Raw genomic sequence first — 17,631 nt, forward strand, 5'->3', positions numbered from 1 at the left:
CACCCCCCCCCCCCCACCCCACGCCCCCGCCGGGGGGGCCCCGGGGCGCGGCCGCCCCCCCCCGGCGGTCCTATGCCGGGTCGGGCAGCCGCAGGTGCGCCAGCGCGGCGTCGTGCAGCGCGCCGTTGGTGGCCAGCGCGCTGCCACCGGCCGGTCCGGGGACGCCGGACAGGTCGGTGAACCGGCCGCCGGCCTCGCGGACGATGACGTCGAGCGCGGCGAGGTCCCACAGCGACACCTCCGGCTCGCAGGCGACGTCGACCGCGCCCTCGGCCAGCAGCACGTAGCTCCAGAAGTCGCCGTAGGCGCGGGTCCGCCACACCGATCGGGTGAGGTCGAGGAAGCCGTCGAGCAGGCCGCGCTCCTCCCAGCCCGACAGGCTGGAGAACGACAGGCTCGCGTCGCCGAGCTCGGAGACCCCTGACACCCGGCAGCGGGTGGCCGACTCCAGGCGCCGGCCGGTCCAGGCGCCGACGTCCTTCGCCGCCCACCAGCGGCGGTTGAGCGCCGGTGCCGACACCAGGCCGACCACCGGCTCGTCGCCGTCGAACAGCGCGATGAGCGTCGCCCAGACCGGCACGCCGCGGACGAAGTTCTTCGTGCCGTCGATGGGGTCGAGCACCCAGCGCCGCGGCCCGTGCCCGGTGACGCCGAACTCCTCGCCCAGGACGGCGTCGCGGGTGCGGGCCCGGGACAGGGTGATCCGCAGCTGCTCCTCGACGGCGCGGTCGGCGTCGGTGACCGGCGTCAGGTCGGGCTTGGTCTCGACGGCGAGGTCGAGCGCCCGGAAGCGGTCCATGCTCAGCGAGTCCGCCTGGTCGGCGAGCACGTGCGCGAGGTGCATGTCCCCCGTGTAGTCCCGGCCCGGTGTCATGGGCACCGAACCTAGCGGGGCGTCAGTCGAAGACCGCGGCGCTCACGCCGCTGGGCCCCTCGTACTCCCGGTCGTCGATCCTCTGCAGTGCCTCGAGGACGTCCTTGTCGCCGCCCTTGGCGTGCTCGAGGATCTGGTCCTTCGTGGCCGGGTAGTCCATGCCCTTGAGGGCCTTCTGGATGTCGATGGGGCTCACCATGCCGGTCGGCCTACCCCCGCCCACGTGCTCCGATGCGCGGATACCGTGCTGGAGGTGCAGGCGACGACGATCGTGGGGCTGCTGGCCGACCCCACCCGGCTAAAGGTGGTGGCCGCGCTCGCCCTGGGTGCCGGGACGATCGAGGAGGTCGCGGCCGCCGCGCGCCTGCCCCTCAAGGACGTCGCGCTGGCCGCCCGCCGGATGGCCCGGGCGGGGCTGGTGCGCCGCGACGGGCACGCGCTGGAGCTGCTGACCGATCGCTTCGGTGCCGCGGCGCGGGCCGCGGCCGAGTCGGCGCCGCCGCCGGAGCCGCTGTCGGACGACCCGGCCGAGTCCGCCGTCCTCGCCTCGTTCATCCGGGACGGGCGGCTGACGACCATCCCCGCGCAGCGGAGCAAGCGCCGGGTGGTGCTCGAGCACGTGGTGCGGGTGTTCGACGTCGGCGTGCGCTACCCCGAGCGCGAGGTCAACGCGCTGCTGGCCGTCTGGCACCCCGACACCGCGGCCCTGCGCCGCTACCTGGTCGACGAGGAGCTGCTCTCCCGCGAGGCGGGGCTGTACTGGCGGACCGGCGGCCCGGTCGACGTCGACGGGTAGTGCTCCCGCCGGCAGTCGTGCTCTGCACACACCTGTGGGCAGAGCACGACTGCTCGGCAGACAGGTGCCCGGCCGCGGTCCACACTGCCGGCGTGCCCGACGCCGACGCCTTCCGCGCGCTCGCCCGCTCCTCGCCGGAGCGCTGGACGACGCTGCGCTTCACCGAGCGGCGCCGCAGGGCGTGGGCCTGGTCCGGGCCGGTGCGCGCCTGGCTGCGCCGCCCCGACCTGCTGCGCGTCGAGGACGCCGCCGGCCGGGTCCACGTCCTCCGTGAGGTCGGCGCCGACCACGACCCGATGTGGCAGGACTACCGCTGGGTGGCCGAGCTGCGGCCGCGGGAGCTCGCCGACGGCCTGGACCCGGAGACCGGGCTGTCCGCCGGGTCCCCGCTGGAGATCGGCGGCCTGCGCGAGGTCGAGCACGCCGGCCGGCCGGCGTGGGAGGCGCTGGTCGTGCCGACCGAGCGGTACGAGCCGCGCTGTGGCTGCTGCCCGCTGCTGCGCAGCCGCCGCGTCGACGAGCTCGAGTGGGGGAGCGTCCCCGAGGACGTCGAGTACCCGACCGCGCACCTGGTCCGGCTCGACGTGGCGACCGGCGTCTGCGTGTGGGCCGAGGCGCTCGACGGTACCTACGCCGGCGAGACGCACGACCTGCGCATCGAGACGGTCGACGAGCCGATGCCCGACAGCCTGTTCCACCGGGCGCGGCGCCAGGGCGCGGTCTAGCCCAGCCGCACCGTCCCGTCGGGGTCGACCGACCAGCCGGGGTTGTGCGCGACCTCCCAGACGACGCCGTTCGGGTCGCGGACCAGGGCGTGGAACACGCCGCCGAAGGCACCCTCCTCGGGCGCGGTGAGCACCGTGCCCCCGGCCGCCGCCATCCGGTCGCACAGCGTCGCGACGGCGGCCCGGTCGGCCACGTTGTGCGCCAGCGTCACGCCCGACACCTCCGGCCGCGCCGGACCGGTGCCCAGGTCCTGCGCGAAGCGCGCCGTCTCGAAGAAGCCGAGCACCGTGCCGGGCGCGACCTGGAAGAAGACGATCTCGTCCGGCACGTCGAGCAGCGGCGTCCAGCCGAGCCCCTCGACGTAGAAGCGCCGGGCGGCGTCGAGGTCCGCGGTGGCGAGGGTGACGAAGTGGACCTGCTGTTCCATGGCGACATCCCTCAGTAGCCGGGGCCGAGCTGGCCGACGGCGTCGAGCAGCCGCCGGACGCTGGCCAGCCGCTCGGCCCGGGCCGGCGGGCCGGCCGCGGCCCACGCGTCGAGCGCGCAGTCGGGGTCGTCGGCGGAGTGCCCGCACCCGGGCGGGCAGTCGACAGCGGCCTGCGCCAGGTCGTCGAAGGCCGCGACGACGTCGTCGGCGGTGACGTGCGCGAGGCCGAACGAGCGGATGCCGGGGGTGTCGATGACCGTGCCGCCGCCGGGCAGGTCGAACAGCACCGCCGAGGACGAGGTGTGCCGGCCCTTGCCGACCTTGCTCACGTCGCCGGTGGCCCGGTCGGCGTCGGGCACCAGCCGGTTGACCAGGGTCGACTTGCCCACGCCGGACTGGCCCACGAACACGCTGGTGCGCCCGCCGATCCGCGCCAGCAGCGGGTCCAGCGGCGTCTCTCGCGACATCGGCACCGCGTCGACGCCCAGCCCGGCGTATCGGTCGAGCAGCGGCTGGGGGCTGGCCAGGTCGGTCTTGGTGAGGCAGAACAGCGGCTCCAGGCCACCGGCGTAGGCGGCGACCAGGCAGCGGTCGAGGAAGCCCAGTGCCGGCTCGGGGTCGGTCACCGAGGTGACGACGACCAGCTGCTCGGCGTTGGCCACGACCACCCGCTCGGTGGGGTCGGTGTCGTCGGCGGTGCGCCGCAGCGACGTCGTCCGCTCCTCGATGACCACGATGCGGGCGAGGGTGTCGGGCCGGCCGGTGGTGTCGCCGACCAGCCGCACCCGGTCACCGACGACGACGCCGTGCCGGCCGAGCTCGCGGGCGCGCATCGCGGTCACCTCGACCGGACCGCCGCCGGGAGCCTCTGTCCGCACGGTCATCCGACCGCGGTCGACCGCGACCACCAGCCCGGGGACGGCGTCGGTGTGGGCCGGGCGCGTGCGGGTCCGCGGGCGGGAGCCGCGCCGGTTGGGCCGGACCCGGACGTCGTCCTCGTCCGACCGGCTGTCGTGCCGGCGGCTCAGGAGCCCGCTCCCGCCGTCGCCCCGGGCACGTCGGCGCCGAGCATCCCGGCCCAGCGCTCGCGGAAGTCCGGCAGCGTCTTGGTGACCGCGCCGGGCCCGGACACCCGAACCCCGTCGACGGCCAGGCCGAGGACCGCGGCGGCGTGCACCATGCGGTGGTCGGCGTAGGAGTCGACCAGCGCCGGCCGGAGCGCGCCCGGCGCGATCTCCAGGCCGTCGGGCAGCTGCTCGACCCGCGCGCCGACGGCGGTGAGCACCTCGTCGAGGGCCTGGATGCGGTCGGTCTCGTGACCGCGCAGGTGCCCGATGCCGGTCAGCCGCGAGGGCCCGTCGGCCAGCGCGCACAGCGCCGCGAGCACCGGGGTCAGCTCACCGACGTCGCCGAGGTCGGCCACCAGCGGCGTGATCCGGCCGGTGCCCGTGACCCGCAGCCCCTCGGGCGTGCGCTCGACCTCGGCGCCCATCGCGCCCAGCAGCCGGTCCAGCTGCGCCCCGGGCTGGGTGGTGACCGCCGGCCAGCCGGGCACGGTCACCCGCCCGCCGGTGACCAGCGCGGCGGCGAGGAACGGCGCGGCGTTGGACAGGTCGGGTTCGACCACGCGGTCGCGCGCCGCGATGGGCCCGGGGTCCACCCGCCACCCGCGGTCGGTGGCGACGACGTCGACGCCGTGCTCGCGCAGCGCGACGACGGTCATCTCCACGTGCGGCATCGACGGCACCCCACCGGCCAGCGCGAGGTCGAGCCCGTCGGTGAACCGGGGCGCGGCCAGCAGCAGGCCCGAGACGATCTGCGAGGACTCACCCGCGTCGACGGTCACGCCGCCGCCGCGCACCGCCCCGGTGCCGTGCACGGTGAACGGTGCCCGGCCGCGGCCGCCGTCGTCGACCCGCACCCCGAGGTCGCGCAGCCCGGCGATCAGCCCGGCGTTGGGCCGCTCGCGCAGCCGCGGGTCGCCGTCGAGCCGGACCGGCCCGGTGGCCAGCGCGGCCACCGGCGGGAGGAACCGCAGCACGGTGCCGGCCAGCCCGGCGTCGACCTCCGCGGGGCCGCGCAGCTGCGCCGGGGTGACCAGCCAGTCCGGGTCGGGACCGCCGCCCTCCTCGTCGACCCGCACGCCGAGCGCGCGCAGCCCGGCGGCCATCAGGTCGGTGTCGCGGGCCCGCAGCGGCCGCACGACCCGGCTGGGCCCGTCGGCGAGCGCGGCCAGCACCAGCGCCCGCGCGGTGATCGACTTCGAGCCGGGCAGCGGGACGACGGCGTCGACCGGGGTGCCGCGGTGCGGCGTCGTCCAGACCTGGCTCACGGGGCACCATCCTGCCCGGTCCGGACGACGCCGCTCACCCTCAGCCCCCGACGGGGCGGTCGGCCTTCTTCACCGGCACGGTGCGGACCAGCCGCCGGTTGGCGAACTCGAACATCGCCAGTTCGGAGAGCTCGCGGCCGTAACCGGACCGCTTGATCCCGCCGAAGGGCAGCTCGGGAGAGGAGCCGGTGGGCTGGTTGATCCACACCATGCCCGCCTCGAGCCGGTCGGCCACCGCCCGGGCGCGGTCGACGTCGCTGCTCATCACGGTGGCGCCCAGGCCGAAGTCGGTGTCGTTGGCCAACGCGACCGCCTCGTCGGCGTCCTTGACCTTGTAGACGACGGCCGCCGGGCCGAACAGCTCCTCGCGGTAGGCGCGCATCTCCGGGGTGACGTCGGTGAGGATCGTCGCCTCGACGAACGCACCGGCGTGGTCGGGCCGCCCGCCGCCGGCGACGACGGTGGCGCCCTTGTCGATGGCGTCCTGGATCTGCGCGTGCAGGTCCTTGGCCGCCCGCTCGCTCGACAGCGGGGCCAGCGACGTGGACCGGTCGGCCGGGTCGCCGGGGGAGAAGGTGGAGAACGCCTGCCGGAGCCCCTCGACGAAGGGCTCGTAGTGCTCCTCGGTGACGATCAGCCGCTTGGAGGCGGTGCAGGCCTGGCCGGTGTTCTGCATCCGGCCCATCGTCGCGGCCTTGACGGTGGCGGCCATGTCCTCGGCGTCGAGCACGATGAACGGGTCGCTGCCGCCGAGCTCGAGCACCGACTTCTTCAGGTGCTTGCCGGCCAGGGCGCCGACGGCGCTGCCGGCCCGCTCGCTGCCGGTCAGCGTGACGCCCTGGATCCGCGGGTCGGCGATGACCTGCTCGACGTCGGCGATGCGGAGGAACGTGTTGGTGAAGACGCCCTCGGGGGCGCCGGCGTCGGTGAACAGCTGCTCGATGGCCACCGCGCACTGCGGGGTGATCTCGGCGTGCTTGAGGATGACGGTGTTGCCCAGCACCAGGTTCGGGCCGGCCACGCGGACCACCTGGTAGAAGGGGTAGTTCCACGGCTCGATGGCGAGCAGGACGCCGACCGGCCGGGTCTCGATGACCGCCTCGCCCTTGCCCATGAGCGGCTGGATCGGCGTGGGCTCGAGGAACGAGGGGCCGTTGTCGGCGTAGTACTTGAGGATCATCGAGCAGAGGTAGAGCTCGCCGGTGGCCTCGTCGTGCCGCTTGCCCATCTCGGTGGTGATGAGCTGCGCGAGGTCCTCGCGGCGCTCGTCCATGAGCTCGGCGGTCCGGCGGACGACGGCCGCGCGCTCCTCGACCGGGCGCTCCCGCCACTCCTGGTAGGCGGCGTGCGCCGTCGCGATGATGCCGTCGATGGCCTCGGTGGGCGTGAAGTCGAACTCCTTCTCCGTCTCGCCGGTGAACGGGTTGACCGTCGCGTACCGGCGCTCGGCGGACTCGCTCGCGGTCTTCGGCTGCTCGTGCGGTGGGTTCTGGGTCGCGGTCACGCACGTGATCCTCGTCTCTCGCCGTCGCGGGCTCCACCCGGCCTCCCCGCGGCCGCCCGGGGCGGCCGCACCGTCGGCACCCCCACCTAGAGTCGGCGGGGACGGGCCCGCCGTCCGGGCCCGACAGCAGCCGGGAGGACCAGCCGTGTGTGGTCGCTACGCCGCCAGCCGCCGTCCCGAGGACCTCGTGGTCGAGTTCGAGGCGGTCCCCGCCGAGGGCCAGGAGCCGCTCCGGGCGGACTTCAACGTCGCGCCGACCAAGGACGTCTACGTGGTCCGCACCAAGTGTGAGCGCGACCCGGAGGGGAGCCCCACCGGCGAGGCGCACCGGGAGCTGCGCGCGGTCCGCTGGGGCCTGGTGCCCTCCTGGGCCAAGGACGTCTCGGTGGGCAACCGGCTGCTCAACGCCCGGGTCGAGTCGTTGACCGAGAAGCCGGCATTCCGCTCGGCCGCCCGCTCCCGGCGCTGCCTGGTGCCGGCCGACGGCTGGTACGAGTGGCAGAAGCGGCTGGACTCGCCCGGCAAGCAGCCCTTCTTCATCACCCCCGCCGACGGGTCGGTGCTGGCCATGGCCGGCCTCTACGAGGTGTGGGGCAAGGGCGAGGACCGGCTCTACACGTGCACCGTCGTCACCGCGCCCGCCGTCGGCGCGCTCACCGAGATCCACGACCGGATGCCGCTGGTGCTGCCGCGCGAGCGGTGGGCCGACTGGCTCGACCCGGCCCGCGACGACGTGGAGGCGCTCGCCGAGCCGACCCCGCAGGAGCTGGTGGAGGCGCTGGAGCTGCGCCCGGTCGGCACCGCCGTCAACAACGTCCGCAACAACGGCGCCGAGCTGCTGACCCGGGTGGAGGGCACCAGCGCCCCGGCCGACCAGCCGGCGCTCTTCTGAGGAGCCCTGCCCTGAGCGAGCGTGCGCCCGCCGTCCACCCGGCCGATCCGTCCGCCGACGCGCCCGACCCCGCCGGCGCCGCGCTGCCCGGGTGGGTGGCCGCCGGGGTCACCTTCCTCGCCTCGGGTGCGGTGTTGGTGCTCGAGATCGTGGGGCTGCGGCTCATCGCGCCCTACGTCGGCATCACGCTGCAGACCAACACCGCGATCATCGGGTTCGCGCTGGCCGCGATTGCCGTCGGCGCGTGGGCCGGAGGTGCCACGGCCGACCGCCGCGACCCCCAGCAGCTGATCGCGCCGCTGCTGGTGGCCGGCGGCGCGCTGGTGGTCGCCGTCCTGCCGCTGGTGCGCTTCACCGGGTCGCTGTTCACCGGTGCCGACGCCGGCAGCGTGCTGCTGCTGGCCGCCGTCGCGGTCGTGGTGCCGGCCGCGCTGCTGTCGGCGGTGCCGCCGATGGTGGTCAAGCTGCAGCTGGCCAGCCTGGCCGAGACCGGGTCGGTGGTCGGGAAGCTGTCGGGCATCGGCACGCTCGGTGGGATCGCGGCCACGTTCGGCACCGGCTTCCTGCTCATCGCGGTGTTCCCGAGCAGCGGCATCCTCGTGGGCACCGGGCTGGTCACCGTCGCCGCCGGGATCGCAGTGTGGCTGCTGCTGCGCCGCCGCTCGCCGGGCGGGGCGGGGCGGCTGCCGGCCGCGCTGCTGCTGGCCGCCGTCGCCGGGTCGCTGCTCGCCGCGGTGGCGCCCACGCCGTGCGAGGCGGAGACCTCCTACCACTGCGCGCGGGTGGTCGCCGACCCCGAGCGGGAGACCGGCCGGGTGCTGCTGCTGGACACGCTGCGGCACAGCTACGTCGACCTCGCCGACCCCACCCACCTGGAGTTCGAGTACGTCCGCGCGATCGCCGCGGTCACCGACGTCCTCGCCCCGCCCCGGGAACCGCTGTCGGCGCTGCACCTGGGCGGCGGCGGGCTGACCGTGCCGCGCTACCTCGCCGCGGTGCGGCCCGGCACGACCAGCCGGGTGCTGGAGGTCGACCCCGGCGTCGTCGCGATCGACCGGGAGCAGCTGGGCCTGGAGACGTCGGCGGACCTGCAGGTGCGGGTCGGTGACGCCCGGGTCGGGCTGGCCGACGAGCCGGCCGGGGAGCATGACGTCGTCGTCGGCGACGCCTTCGGCGGGCTGTCGGTGCCCTGGCAGCTGACCACCGTGGAGGCGCTGGAGCTGGTCGACCGCGCGCTCGCCGACGACGGCGTCTACGTCGCCAACCTCATCGACCACCCGCCGCTGGACTTCGTCCGCGCGGAGCTGGCCACGATGCGGCGGGTGTGGCCGCACGTGCTGCTGCTGGCCCCGGCCCCGGTGCTGGCGGGGGAGGACGGCGGCAACCTGGTCGCCGTCGCCTCGCATCGGCCGCTGGACGAGGCCGCCCTCGTCGGGGCGCTGCGCGCCCAGGACTCGGCGTGGCAGGTCGCCTCCGACGCCGAGGTGGCCGCCTTCGCCGGCGACGCGCGGGTGCTCACCGACGACGCCGCGCCGGTCGACCAGCTGCTCACCCCCTACGGCGTCCCGGACAGCTAGCGGCCGATGGGCGCGGTGCGGGCGCGGGTGAGCCGCACCAGGTCGGCCGGCGACAGTTCCACCTGCAGGCCCCGGCGGCCGGCGCTGACCAGCACCGTGGGGAACCCCAGCGCCGACTCGTCGACGACGGTCGGCAGTGCCCTGCGCTGGCCCAGCGGGCTGATCCCGCCGACGACGTAGCCGGTGGTCCGCTCGGCGTCGGCGGGGTCGGCCATCGCCGCCTTCCGCCCGCCGGCCGCGGCCGCCAGTGCCTTCAGGTCGAGGGTGCCGCTCACCGGGACGACGGCGACGGTGAGCGTGCCGTCGACGCGGGTCACCAGCGTCTTGAACACCCGCCGCGGATCGGCGCCGAGCGCGGCCACCGCGGCCTCCCCGTGGCCCTGGTCGCTCGCGTGGCCGGGGTCGTAGGGGTGCAGGGTGTGTACCACCCGGGCCTTCTCCAGGGCCCGCACCGCGGGGGTCGCCGCCACGGCCGGGGAGCGTAGCCAGCCCGCCCGGTGCCCGCCGCCGACTTCCCGGCCGGGGAATGACCGCGACCGGGGGCACCGTTGCAGGGACCGTGAGCAGCACCGTCTCCAGCGCCCGCACGCGGGCCCCGCGCCGGCGGCCCCCGGGCCGGCCCGACGCCGCGCGACTAGGATCGACCGACGTGGTGACCCGCCTCCGGGTGCCGCAGAGAGGACGGTCGGTGCCTGAGGAGACCCCGGGCGGGAACCCCGCCGTCGAGCCGGTCGGGACCCCGCGCGAGCCGGTGGTCGGGGCGCCGGTGGAGGTGCCCGAGGCACGCGAGGGCGGCAGCCGCACCGAGGTCGCCGAGACCCGCGCCGAGCGCGACGCGCGCTTCGAGCGCGACGCGCTGCCCTTCCTCGACCAGCTCTACCCGGCGGCGCTGCGGATGACCCGCAACCCCGCCGACGCCGAGGACCTGGTCCAGGAGACCTTCGTCAAGGCCTACTCCGCGTTCCACCAGTTCGCCGAGGGGACCAACCTCAAGGCCTGGCTGTACCGGATCCTGACCAACACCTACATCAACAGCTACCGCAAGAAGCAACGGCAGCCGCAGCAGTACCCCACCGACCAGGTGCAGGACTGGCAGCTCTACGCGGCGGAGGAGCACACCTCCAGCGGGCTGCGCTCGGCGGAGATCGAGGCGCTGGACCACCTGCCGGACTCCGACATCAAGGAGGCCCTGCAGCAGCTGCCCGAGGACTTCCGCCTGGCGGTCTACCTCGCCGACGTCGAGGGCTTCGCCTACAAGGAGATCGCCGAGATCATGGGCACGCCCATCGGCACGGTGATGTCCCGGCTGCACCGCGGCCGGCGGGGCCTGCAGAAGCTGCTGGCCGACTACGCCCGGGAGCGCGGCTTCGTCCGCGCCGGCACCGGTGAGGAGGGGCGGTCGTGAGCGCCGAGCACGAGCACGCGTCCTCGTGCGACGACGTCCTGTCGCACGTCTTCGAGTTCCTCGACCACGAGACCGACGACGCCCGCCGCGCCGTCATCGCCGAGCACCTCGAGGACTGCTCGTCGTGCCTCCGGCAGTTCGGCATCGAGCAGGAGTTCAAGGCGCTGGTGCGCCGCCGCTGCGGCGGGGACAAGCCGCCGCTGGGCCTGCGCGACCGGATCAAGCTGCAGCTCACCACCGTCTCCTTCGAGGAGGACGGCACGCACGTGAGCGTCGAGCAGGTGCGCACCGAGGTGGTCCGCACCGACTGGTCCGAGTAGGGACCGCACACGCGACGGCGCCCCGCCCCGGATCTCCGGGAGCGGGGCGCCGTCGTGTGTGCCTAGGCGTTGGGGCGCTTGCCGTGGTTGGCCTTGTTCCCCTTGCGGGAGCGACGCTTGCGTCCGCGCTTGGACATCGCTGCCCTCCTCTCCTCGTCGTCGCGTGCCGGGCGTCGTCCGACGCCCACCGGTCCGCCCCAGGGTCCCACAGACGGGGGAGGGCCCCCTGGCCGGTGGCGCGGGTGTCACAGGCGCCAGGCACCATGGGCAGGTCGGGACGACGGTGACCCGGCGCGGTGGGACGGGGAGGACCGGGAGCGTGGCCCAGCACGGGATCGAGAGCGTGCTCGTGGCGGGGCGGGGGCCGGCCGCGTGCGCGGTGATCGCCGCCTGCTCGCGGCTCGGTGTCAAGGCGGTCGCCGTCTACTCCGAGGCCGAGCGGTCGGCGCGGCACGTCCGCCTGGCCGACGACGCCGTGCTGCTCGGGCCGGCGCCCGCGACGGAGTCCTACCTCGCCGTCGACCGGATCGTCGAGGCCGCCCGCCGCAGCGGCGCCCGTGCCGTCCTCGCCGTCCCCCCGGCACTGGCGGGCAATGCCGCGCTCGCCGCCGAGGTGGCCGCGGCCGGCCTGACCTGGGTCGGGCCGCCGGCCGAGGTGCTCGAGCGGCTCGGCGGCGACGGCGTCGAGCCGGCCAGCGAGCACGGTCTGCTGGCGCTGGTCACCGACGAGGGCCTGCGCTACCCGACGACGGTCGCGCGCGACCGGGCGGCCGGCATCGCCCGCGTCTCCTGGACGCCGGAGCCGCCCGGCGAGATGCCCGTCGGCGCCAAGCGGCTGGCCGAGGTCGGCTGGCGCGGACTGGTCACCGTGGGCGTCGACGAGGACGGCGAGCTCGGTGAGGTCGCCGCCGGCTTCTCCCTCGACATGGCGGTGCTCGAGCGGGCGTACGGCGTCGACGCCGTCGACCTCGCGCTGGCCGCGGCCGCCGGCGAGCGCGGCCCCCGCCGCCGCACCCGCGAGGAGCACCCGCCGCGGGCCGCCGTCGCGGTGCAGCTGCGCTCGACGCTGGCGCCCGGGCAGGCGGGGCGGGTCACCGGTCTGCTGCCCAGCGCCGGCCGGCTGCGCGGCACCACCGGCCGCACCGAGGTGGTCGCGGTCAGCGGCTATGACCCCGGCGACCGGCTCGACCCCTGGTACGACGCCCTGCTGGCCACCGTCAGCGCCGGCGCGCCCGACACCGCCACCGCCGCCCGCGCCGCCGCGGCCGCGCTGACCGACCTGCCCGAGACCGGCGTCCCGCACGACGGCCCGGAGGTGTGTGCGGTGCTCCAGCAGCTGGCCGCCGGCGACCCCGAGCCCGGCGCCTAGCCCAGCCGTTCCCCGGCGTGCCCTGCCCGGCAGCGGTCGGCCTGCTTGGATGGGTCATCCGGCTCGAGAGGGGTGCTGCGTGGTGGTCGAGGAGATCCACGCCGAGATGGTGTCCAGCGTCTGGAAGGTCCTCGTCGCCCCCGGGGCCGAGGTCGGCGCGGGGGACACGCTGGTGGTCCTCGAGTCGATGAAGATGGAGATCCCGGTCCTCACCGAGCGCGCCGGTGTCGTGCAGGAGCTGCACGTCGTCGAGGGCGAGGTGCTCCAGGAGGGCGACCTGATCGCCACCGTCGCCGACGCCTGAGCGGCGCCGGACGGCTCAGGGCGTCCGTCGGGCCAGGCCGGGCAGCCGCCGACCGAGGAGTTCGTAGACCTCGGGGTGGACGCTCATGCCGACGTGGCTGGAGTCGACGTGGACGTTCTCGGCGGCCGGGTCGACGCACGCGTGCCAGTCGACCACCCAGTCGCTGCGCGAGTAGACCGAGACGTAGGGCACCTGCGTCGGGAACGGCCGCTCCAGCTCCACGGCGAGCTCGTCGGCACACGCCCCCCGCAGGCAGTCGTCGACGAACATGCCCGGCACCCCGGCGGTGCCGAGGGCGGCGACCAGCCGCACCTGGGCGGCGACCAGCGGGTTGATCGCCATGTGGTCGACGTTCGGACTGCCCAGGGTGATAATCCCGCTCACCCGGTCGGGCCGGCGCACCGCCATGAGCTTGGCGAACAGCCCGCCGCGGCTCTGGCCCACGATCGCCGCGGGTCGCCCGGCCCGGTCGGTGAGCTCGACCAGGCGGCGCTCGAGGCGCTCGACCGCCTTGCGGGTGCAGTCGACGTTGACCCGGATCTGCGAGGTGCACGTCCGGTAACCGCGGGCCCGCAGCCAGCTCTCCAGGAGTGACAGCGACGGGTCGCCGGCGAGGAAGCCGGGCACCAGCAGGACCGGCAGGCCGCCGCCGTCCGGGACGCCGCGGCCGCGCCACACGGGGGAGCGCAGCAGCGCCGCCGCCTCGCGCCACGGCCGCTGGACGGCGAGCAGCGCGGCGACCGGCGACGCCCCGATCCACGGGGGAGCCTCCCCGGCGGCTGTCCGGTGCAGCGGCGCCGTCGCGCGCATGGCCTGTCCTCGTCTCCCCTGGGCGACCGGGCACGGTGCGGACCCCGTCGCGTACTGCGCGGGCAACCACCCGCCTGCAGGAGCAGTGTGAGGGCTGACACACTTCCCCACACCACGGGGAGCCGTCCGGCTGGGATGCGTGTCGCGGGTCCCGCCGACTCGGGAGGGCAGGGGCCATGAAGCAGTTGTCGGGACTGGACGCGACGTTCCTGCACCTCGAGACGTCCGCGCAGTTCGGCCACGTCTCGAGCGTGTCGATCTACACCCGGCCCGACGACCCCGGCTACCGGCCCTACGACGCGTGGCGGGCGCAGCTGCAGCAGCGGCTGCCCCTGCTCGAGCCGCTGCGCCGGCGGCTGGCCGAGGTGCCGCTGGGCCTGGACCACCCGTACTGGGTGGCCGACGCCGCCTTCGACCTGGACTTCCACGTCCGGCACACCGCCGTCCCGCCGCCGGGCACCGACGACCAGCTCGCGGCGCTGGTCGGCCGGCTGGTCTCCCGGCCGCTGGACCGGCGCAAGCCGCTGTGGCTGTCCTACGTGATCGAGGGCCTGCCCGACGACCGCTTCGCGATCCTCACGATCGTCCACCACGCCATCATCGACGGGGCCTCCGGCGTCGAGCTCATGACGCTGATGCTCGACGACACCCCGGAGGGCACCGTGCCGCCCGAGGCCGACTCGTGGACGCCCGAGCGGCCGCCCGGCGACCTGGAGATGCTCGCGCGGGGCGCGCTCGGCCTGGCCCGCAAGCCGGCGCGCGGGGTGCTGCTCGCCGCCCGGACCGCCCGCGAGGTCGGCCGGGCGACGCGCAACCCCGTGCTGGTGCGAGCCGCCAACGACGTCCGCCGCAGCCTGCGCGGGCCGCTCGGCACGGTGTTCAACCTCGGCCGCTCCCTGCCCGAGGAACCCGACCAGCCACCGCCGCTGCCCAGCGTCCGGCCGCCGCGTACGCCGTTCAACGGGCCGATCACCCCCCACCGCAAGCTCGCCATCCGGTCGACCTCGCTCGACGTGGTCAAGCAGGTGAAGTCGGCGCTGGGCGCGACCGTCAACGACGTCGTCATGGCCGCCTGCGCCGGCGGCCTGCGGACCTTCCTCGACCGGCGCGGCGCGCTGCCCGCGGAGCCGCTCGTGGCGCTCGTGCCCGTCTCGGTGCGCACCGGGGAGGAGACCGAGCGCTGGACCAACCGGGTGTCGATGCTCTCGGCCGTGCTGCCGACCGACGAGCCCGACCCCGTCCGGCGGGTCCGGCGCGTGCACGAGGCGATGACCAGCAGCAAGGAGCTGTTCTCGGCGCTGCCGGCCGAGCGGCTCACCGACTTCGCCGAGTTCCCGCCCCCGGCCGTCTTCGCCCGCGCCATGCGGCTGAGCGCGCGGCTGCGCCTGGGGTCGCGGCTGACGCCGGGCAACCTGGTGATCTCCAACGTGCCCGGTCCGCGGACGCCGCTGTACGCCGCGGGCGCGCGGCTCGAGCACTACTACCCGGTGTCGACGATCGTCGAGGGACAGGGCCTCAACATCACGGTGCAGAGCTACCTCGACCGCCTCGACTGGGGGCTCGTCTCGTGCGCCGAGCTGCTGCCGGACGTCGACGTGCTGCTGCGCGACATCCTCGACGAGCTCGACACCCTCGCCGCGGCGGCCGGTGTCCCGGCGCGGGAGGCCGAGCCGGCGGAGCCCGCGCCCGAGGAGCCCGCGCCCCGCCGTCCGTCCCGGTCCCGGGGCACCGGTCGCCGGCGGGCGACCGACGCCGGTGGTCAGAGCTCCAGTGCGTAGACCAGCAGGTCGATGCCGGGGCGCGGGCTCCAGTCCCGCTCGGGCAGCCGGGTGAAGCCGAGCCGGGCGTAGAGGCGGTGGGCGGCGGTCATCCGCGGGTCGGTGGACAGCACCATCCGCCGCTTGCCGGCCGCACGGGCCCGGTCCAGGCACACCCGCACCAGCGCCTCGCCCACGCCCCGCCCGCGCACCGCGGGGTCGACGACGAGCATCCGGAAGGCGGCCTCGTCGTCGGAGGCGGTGACCTCGCCGAAGTCGCCCTCGAGCACGAGCGCCACCGCGCCGACGACCCGGGCGCCGTCGCGCGCCACGACCAGCCGCGACCGCGCGGCACGGCCCTCGACGTCGGCCAGCTGGCCCAGGTACTCGGCGGAGGCCAGCCGCTCGTCGCGGTAGACGGCGACGGTCAGCTCGGCGATCCGTGGCCAGTCGGCGGGGACGGCGTCCTCGACGCGCACCGGCGGCAGGTCGGGCGAGGGCAGGTCGGGGGAGGGCAGGGCCACGGGCCGCCAGCCTAGGCGCGGGCCGCTCCTACGCTCGGGGGCACCATGAGCACCCTCTCCGAGCGCCTCCACCGCGGGTCGGCGACCGCCCCCTCGCAGGTCGACCACGCCCGGCGGCTGGTGGCCGACTGGCAGCTGCTGGCCGACCTGGCCTTCGCCGACCTGACGCTGTGGGTGCCGCTGCGCACCGGCGCCTGGTGGTGCGTCGCCCAGGTGCGCCCGCTGACCGCGCCCACCAGCCGGCCCGAGGACCTGGTCGGCAGCGAGGTCGACGGGCCCGACGCCGACCCCTTCCGGCTGGCGCACCGGGAGGGCCGGCCGGTGACCGAGGGCGATCCGGACTGGTCGGGCGGCGCGCCGCGCCGCCGCGAGGTCATCCCGGTACGGCACGACGGCGTCGTCGTCGCGGTGCTGGCCAAGGACACCAACCTGGCCGTCACCCGGTCGCCGTCGACGCTGGAGCTGACCTATCTCGACATCGCCGCGGACCTCTGCCTCATGGTGTCGGCCGGCACGTTCCCGCCGGAGAAGCTGCTCGACGCCGAGATGAGCCCGCGCGTCGGGGACGGGCTGGTGCGCCTGGACGCCGCCGGCCGCGCCGTCTACGCCAGCCCCAACGCGCTGTCGGCCTACCGGCGGCTCGGGGTGGTCGGCGACCTGGTCGGCGCGGACCTGGCCAAGGTCACCCGGGCGGCGTCGGCCGACCGGGTGGCGGGCGAGGCAGTCGCGGCGACGGTCGCCGCCGCGGTGGCCGGGCGGTTCCCCGACCCCACCGACGTCGAGGGCCGCAGCGCGACGATGCTGCTGCGCGCCCTGCCGCTGCAGGCGCCGGGTGTCGAGGAGGGCGCGCTGGTGCTGGTCCGCGACGTCACCGACCTGCGCAGCCGCGACCGGGCGCTGCTGACCAAGGACGCGACGATCCGCGAGATCCACCACCGGGTGAAGAACAACCTGCAGACCGTCGCCGCGCTGCTGCGGCTGCAGGCCCGGCGCATGACCGAGCCGGCCGCGCGGGCGGCGCTGGAGGAGTCGGTGCGGCGGGTGGCCTCGATCGCCGTCGTCCACGAGACGCTGGCCGGCAGCCGGGAGGACGTCGTCGACGTCGACGACGTCTTCGACCAGGTGCTGCCGATGCTCGGCGACCTGACGTCCATCGGGCCGGCGGCGTGCACCCGCCGCGTCGGGCGCTTCGGGGAGCTGCCGGCGGTGACCGCGACCCCGCTGGTCATGGCGGTCACCGAGCTGCTGCAGAACGCCGCCGAGCACGCCTTCCCGGCCGACGGGCCGCCAGGCGCGATCGAGCTGGTGGCCGAGCGGGACGGCGACGACCTGGTGGTCCGGGTCCGCGACGACGGTCAGGGGCTGCCCGAGGACTTCGACCCGGCGCAGAGCGACGGGCTCGGGCTGCAGATCGTGCGGACGCTGGTCACCAGCGAGCTCGGGGGCGCGCTGCACGCCACCACCCCGGCGGAGCCGCCGGGGCCCGGCCGGCCGGGCACCGAGGTCGTGCTGGAGCTCCCCGGCGCGGGCCGGCCGCGGCGGTAGGCGGATGGGCTCCGAGCTCCTCCTGGGCGCGTGGCCGCGGTGTCGTCCGGTGGGACGACCGTGTGACAGCGACGAGGCCGGTCACCCGGAGCGGGTGACCGGCCTCGTCGGCGCGTCTGGCGGGATCGATCAGGCGCGGACGCGGGTGCGGGACTGACGGCGCTTCAGAGCGCGCCGCTCGTCCTCGGAGAGCCCGCCCCAGACGCCCGAGTCCTGGCCGGATCGCAGGGCCCAGTCGAGGCAGGACTCCATGACGGAGCAACGACGGCACACGGCCTTCGCCTGCTCGACTTGCACGAGGGCGGGGCCGGTCGTCCCGATGGGGAAGAACAGCTCCGGGTCCTCGTCCCGGCATAGGGCGCGGTGGCGCCAGTCCATGTGCGTGCACTCCTCGGTGTCGACGACGTTCTGGGCTTGCTGATCGCTGACGTCGGGCCGCCTGCGCGGGCGCGACACCGGTTGCCCAGCG

21 protein-coding genes are annotated in these 17,631 nt (G+C 75.7%); 10 read left to right on the top strand and 11 right to left on the bottom strand.

The features are described 5' to 3' along the window. Nucleotides 1-70: 70 nt before the first annotated feature. Entirely contained in the window at nt 71-874 is an 804-nt protein-coding gene (hisN, locus tag ACI79V_RS22430; protein WP_456878122.1) for a histidinol-phosphatase, read from the bottom strand. A gap of 22 nt (nt 875-896) precedes the next feature. Then, complete coding sequence (locus ACI79V_RS22435) at nt 897-1,073, bottom strand: DUF2795 domain-containing protein (RefSeq protein ID WP_456892873.1); 177 nt, start codon at nt 1,071-1,073, stop codon at nt 897-899. 54 nt (nt 1,074-1,127) lie between these two features. Between ACI79V_RS22435 and ACI79V_RS22440 the strand changes: the two genes are divergently transcribed. Beyond that, nucleotides 1,128-1,670 carry a DUF2087 domain-containing protein gene (locus ACI79V_RS22440; RefSeq protein WP_456892875.1) on the top strand — a complete coding sequence of 181 codons (543 nt, stop codon included), beginning with the start codon at nt 1,128-1,130 and terminating at the stop codon, nt 1,668-1,670. Nucleotides 1,671-1,762: 92 nt separating this feature from the next. Next, nucleotides 1,763-2,395 carry a hypothetical protein gene (locus ACI79V_RS22445; protein WP_456892877.1) on the top strand — a complete coding sequence of 211 codons (633 nt, stop codon included), beginning with the start codon at nt 1,763-1,765 and terminating at the stop codon, nt 2,393-2,395. Here ACI79V_RS22445 and ACI79V_RS22450 read toward each other — a convergent pair. From ACI79V_RS22450 to ACI79V_RS22465, 4 genes are all read right to left on the bottom strand, one after another. Continuing rightward, nucleotides 2,392-2,823, bottom strand: a complete 432-nt coding sequence (locus tag ACI79V_RS22450) for a VOC family protein (RefSeq protein WP_456892879.1) — start codon at nt 2,821-2,823, stop codon at nt 2,392-2,394. The genes ACI79V_RS22445 and ACI79V_RS22450 overlap by 4 nt on opposite strands. Nucleotides 2,824-2,834: 11 nt before the next feature. Then, nucleotides 2,835-3,707: a ribosome small subunit-dependent GTPase A gene (gene rsgA / locus ACI79V_RS22455; protein ID WP_456892881.1), complete on the bottom strand. Its 873-nt coding sequence runs from the start codon at nt 3,705-3,707 to the stop codon at nt 2,835-2,837. A gap of 140 nt (nt 3,708-3,847) precedes the next feature. After that, complete coding sequence (gene aroA / locus ACI79V_RS22460) at nt 3,848-5,155, bottom strand: 3-phosphoshikimate 1-carboxyvinyltransferase (RefSeq protein ID WP_456892882.1); 1,308 nt, start codon at nt 5,153-5,155, stop codon at nt 3,848-3,850. 40 nt (nt 5,156-5,195) lie between these two features. After that, nucleotides 5,196-6,659 carry an NAD-dependent succinate-semialdehyde dehydrogenase gene (locus ACI79V_RS22465; protein ID WP_456892884.1) on the bottom strand — a complete coding sequence of 488 codons (1,464 nt, stop codon included), beginning with the start codon at nt 6,657-6,659 and terminating at the stop codon, nt 5,196-5,198. A gap of 145 nt (nt 6,660-6,804) precedes the next feature. Between ACI79V_RS22465 and ACI79V_RS22470 the strand changes: the two genes are divergently transcribed. Continuing rightward, complete coding sequence (locus ACI79V_RS22470; protein ID WP_456892886.1) at nt 6,805-7,551, top strand: SOS response-associated peptidase; 747 nt, start codon at nt 6,805-6,807, stop codon at nt 7,549-7,551. A 95-nt stretch (nt 7,552-7,646) separates the two neighbouring features. Beyond that, a complete protein-coding gene (locus ACI79V_RS22475; protein ID WP_456892888.1) occupies nt 7,647-9,128 on the top strand; it encodes a fused MFS/spermidine synthase in 1,482 nt (493 codons plus the stop codon). Here ACI79V_RS22475 and ybaK read toward each other — a convergent pair. Further along, entirely contained in the window at nt 9,125-9,598 is a 474-nt protein-coding gene (gene ybaK / locus ACI79V_RS22480) for a Cys-tRNA(Pro) deacylase (protein WP_456892890.1), read from the bottom strand. The two genes, ACI79V_RS22475 and ybaK, sit on opposite strands and share 4 nt — an antisense overlap. Nucleotides 9,599-9,816: 218 nt before the next feature. On the opposite strand from ybaK, the gene ACI79V_RS22485 reads away from it, so the two are divergent. After that, nucleotides 9,817-10,533 carry a sigma-70 family RNA polymerase sigma factor gene (locus ACI79V_RS22485; protein WP_456892892.1) on the top strand — a complete coding sequence of 239 codons (717 nt, stop codon included), beginning with the start codon at nt 9,817-9,819 and terminating at the stop codon, nt 10,531-10,533. Further along, nucleotides 10,530-10,853 carry a mycothiol system anti-sigma-R factor gene (rsrA, locus tag ACI79V_RS22490; RefSeq protein ID WP_456892896.1) on the top strand — a complete coding sequence of 108 codons (324 nt, stop codon included), beginning with the start codon at nt 10,530-10,532 and terminating at the stop codon, nt 10,851-10,853. The genes ACI79V_RS22485 and rsrA overlap by 4 nt, the downstream gene beginning before the upstream one ends. Before the next feature lie 62 nt (nt 10,854-10,915). Here the strand turns inward: rsrA and ACI79V_RS22495 are convergent, their stop codons facing one another. After that, nucleotides 10,916-10,990: a 50S ribosomal protein bL37 gene (locus ACI79V_RS22495; protein ID WP_014377707.1), complete on the bottom strand. Its 75-nt coding sequence runs from the start codon at nt 10,988-10,990 to the stop codon at nt 10,916-10,918. A gap of 182 nt (nt 10,991-11,172) precedes the next feature. Between ACI79V_RS22495 and ACI79V_RS22500 the strand changes: the two genes are divergently transcribed. Both ACI79V_RS22500 and ACI79V_RS22505 read left to right on the top strand, forming a co-directional pair. Further along, on the top strand, nt 11,173-12,222 hold the full coding sequence (locus tag ACI79V_RS22500) for a biotin carboxylase N-terminal domain-containing protein (RefSeq protein WP_456892898.1): 1,050 nt from the start codon (nt 11,173-11,175) through the stop codon (nt 12,220-12,222). 79 nt (nt 12,223-12,301) lie between these two features. Then, a complete protein-coding gene (locus tag ACI79V_RS22505; RefSeq protein WP_456876484.1) occupies nt 12,302-12,526 on the top strand; it encodes a biotin/lipoyl-binding carrier protein in 225 nt (74 codons plus the stop codon). A gap of 15 nt (nt 12,527-12,541) precedes the next feature. Here the strand turns inward: ACI79V_RS22505 and ACI79V_RS22510 are convergent, their stop codons facing one another. Next, nucleotides 12,542-13,336, bottom strand: coding sequence for an esterase/lipase family protein (locus ACI79V_RS22510; protein WP_456892900.1), 795 nt, complete (start codon nt 13,334-13,336; stop codon nt 12,542-12,544). A 176-nt stretch (nt 13,337-13,512) separates the two neighbouring features. On the opposite strand from ACI79V_RS22510, the gene ACI79V_RS22515 reads away from it, so the two are divergent. Beyond that, complete coding sequence (locus ACI79V_RS22515; protein ID WP_456892902.1) at nt 13,513-15,114, top strand: WS/DGAT/MGAT family O-acyltransferase; 1,602 nt, start codon at nt 13,513-13,515, stop codon at nt 15,112-15,114. Here ACI79V_RS22515 and ACI79V_RS22520 read toward each other — a convergent pair. Continuing rightward, nucleotides 15,096-15,617 (bottom strand): GNAT family N-acetyltransferase, encoded by a 522-nt coding sequence (locus tag ACI79V_RS22520; RefSeq protein ID WP_456892904.1) that lies wholly within the window; start codon nt 15,615-15,617, stop codon nt 15,096-15,098. The genes ACI79V_RS22515 and ACI79V_RS22520 overlap by 19 nt on opposite strands. A 45-nt stretch (nt 15,618-15,662) precedes the next feature. Between ACI79V_RS22520 and ACI79V_RS22525 the strand changes: the two genes are divergently transcribed. Next, the gene (locus ACI79V_RS22525) at nt 15,663-17,162 is read left to right on the top strand and encodes a sensor histidine kinase (RefSeq protein ID WP_456892906.1); all 1,500 of its coding nucleotides are present in this window, start codon (nt 15,663-15,665) and stop codon (nt 17,160-17,162) included. Nucleotides 17,163-17,291: 129 nt separating this feature from the next. Here the strand turns inward: ACI79V_RS22525 and ACI79V_RS22530 are convergent, their stop codons facing one another. After that, a complete protein-coding gene (locus ACI79V_RS22530; RefSeq protein ID WP_456876495.1) occupies nt 17,292-17,540 on the bottom strand; it encodes a WhiB family transcriptional regulator in 249 nt (82 codons plus the stop codon). Nucleotides 17,541-17,631 lie beyond the last annotated feature (91 nt).

It is taken from the genome of Geodermatophilus sp. SYSU D00700, assembly GCF_054050255.1.